Genomic DNA, 2,274 nt, shown 5'->3' with positions numbered 1-2,274 from the left:
ATCACGCTGCCCGGGAACAGGGTCTGGATCGCCCGGTAGGCGCGATCATAGCCCTTGCCGCCGGCCCCGTTGCCATTGGCGGCGGCCTCACCGCCCGCCTTGAGCTCGGCGAAGTACACCTGCTCGATGAACGGCAGCTGCTGAACCGGCGTGAGGGCGCGGAAATCAGCGATCGCCTGGTCGCGGCCGACGGGGACGCCTTCGATGCGGCCCATATAGTCGACGAGTTGCGCCAGGTAGCCTTGTGTCACCGGGTCGGTGTTGCGCGGATCGAGATAGAGGTTGATGAAGGCTGCGTTATTGGGACCGCCGGCGCCGACACCGACCGCGACGCCGATCGTCGCGCCAACCAGAGGCAACAGCGGATTGTCGGCATTGCCGACCGAGGTGATGCCTAGCCCTTGCGAGCCATAGGCGCCCACCTGAGCGAGAATGTTGCGGCCCGCCAGGACGGAGAGATAGCCAGGGCCCTCCACACGGATATTGAAGACATCCGTGTTCGTGACGCTGCAGGGCTGGCAACTGACAATGTCACGACCGGCTTGCACCAGGGAAACGTCGCCCGGTCCAGCGTTCTGAAGGTCAAGGATTGGCTGGACGATATCGAGGCCGGCCCGCACCTGCGCTCGCTCCGAGGTCGTCAGCGCAAGCCTCGTCAGGCTCCCTTGGACGGCATAAGCATGAACGATATGCGGATCGTCGAACTGCACGAGGTTTGACGGCAATGACGAGAGGCTGCCCAAAGGATTGACGAGTGTGCTCATATAGTCGCTCCCTGCCGGGGCAGAGGCGCCATTGATCTGGGCAATCAGATCGGCCGCCGTCATGCTGACGCCGAAGCCCACAATGTCCTGCTGAGCCAGCAGATCGAGCCGGGCGGTCGGCGCGGCCAATGACACCAGATAATGGAAATTACTGCCCCCAAAGGCAATATTGCCCGCCCGGATCGACCCGCCGGCTGCGGTCAGTTCGAAGATCGGCGGCACGAAATCACCATGGACCGTGATGTCGCCCCCCTCCGCCAACTCAGTCAGCGCGCTGTTGGCCGTCATGCTGGTGAAGAAGCCGTAGGGCGGTTGCGGGCGGTAGTAAAACACGGGAGGGCCATTTCCCTCCAGGCCGGCCGGAATTTGATAGCCGCTTCTCAAGGGATCAGACTGCTGTGCCGCCCGGGTCGGATCGCCGATGATCGCGGTGATGCCCCGACGGGACACGACATTGAACTGGGCGTCGCCGATCAGCAGATCCACCCGTGCGATCGCCAGAGAACTGGGAGGATTCAGCGCCGTCATCCCGATGTCGCCGGCCTGGATATCGGCCGTCCCCTGCCCGACCAGGAGATTGGCGTTGCCGATGCTGCCACCCACCGTCAGGGAGAGATTGCCGCCGCCATACACCGACACGGTGCCTGTGCTGGTCAACCCGCCAGTCGTCGGCACGCTGATGTCGACATTTCTGAGGTTACCATCGACCGTCACTCTGGCGTTGCCGCCGCCCAGCGCGCCAAGCCCCTTGAAAGCGGCCACCGATGGCGGCGAATCGTTTCCGGAATCGAGATACCGTTGATAGTAGGTGCCGAAATTGAGGAACCAGGTCGGGCTCGCAGCGGTCGGCTCGGTCCACAGCCAGTAGGTGTCGAGTCCGGTTGCCGCATAGCTCGTCACACCGCGTTTGCTGGTGTCGGCGCCGATCAGGCTGCCATGCGCCTTGACCGTGAGATTGCCACCGCCGGCCTGATAGCCTGCGTTGAATGCGATCGGATAGAGCGTATCATAAGATACCGGGTTGAAGTTTGCATCATACGTATAGCCGAGATAGCTGCTGTAGTCGTACCCAAGAAGTAATGCACCAACAGGCGATGAGATCAAGGAACGGCTCGGCACTGTGAAGTTCGGCGTCACGGGTTCTCCCGCGGTATAAATGCCGAACGCGGTCTGGATGTCGATGTTGCCGGCCGCGGCGAGATCGATATCGCGGGCGCCAGTGCGCACCACGCTCGGGATCTGCACGATGGTGCCGCTGTCGTTGACGTTGGCATCGATCAGGTACGGCGCCGCGAACACGATCGAGCCCGGCTCGGGATTGGCCGCCGTGGCGGCGGGGCGCAGTACGGTGGGCATGACCGCGAGCGGATCTGCGCTCGTGAGATCCGCGCCCGCCACCAGCCGCAGCGTGGCGGACCCGGAGCCTGCCGGCAGCGGCGCTGCGATGGCGAAGATGCTGCCGTCCGGCGACCTCACTGGTGCGGCGAAGCCGTCGCTGAGGCTGCCGTTG

The 2,274-nt window shown here is 63.8% G+C and carries 1 pseudogene; it reads right to left on the bottom strand.

Annotation, left to right across the window (positions count from 1 at the left end):
* Window positions 1-2,120 (bottom strand): annotated as a pseudogene (locus tag AB4Z37_RS32860) (hypothetical protein); the annotation flags it as partial.
* Window positions 2,121-2,274: the final 154 nt, after the last annotated feature.

The organism is Bradyrhizobium sp. 2TAF24 (genome assembly GCF_052115025.1).
Taxonomy (GTDB): Bacteria; Pseudomonadota; Alphaproteobacteria; order Rhizobiales; family Xanthobacteraceae; genus Bradyrhizobium_A.
This window is presented reverse-complemented; position numbering and strand designations above follow the sequence as displayed.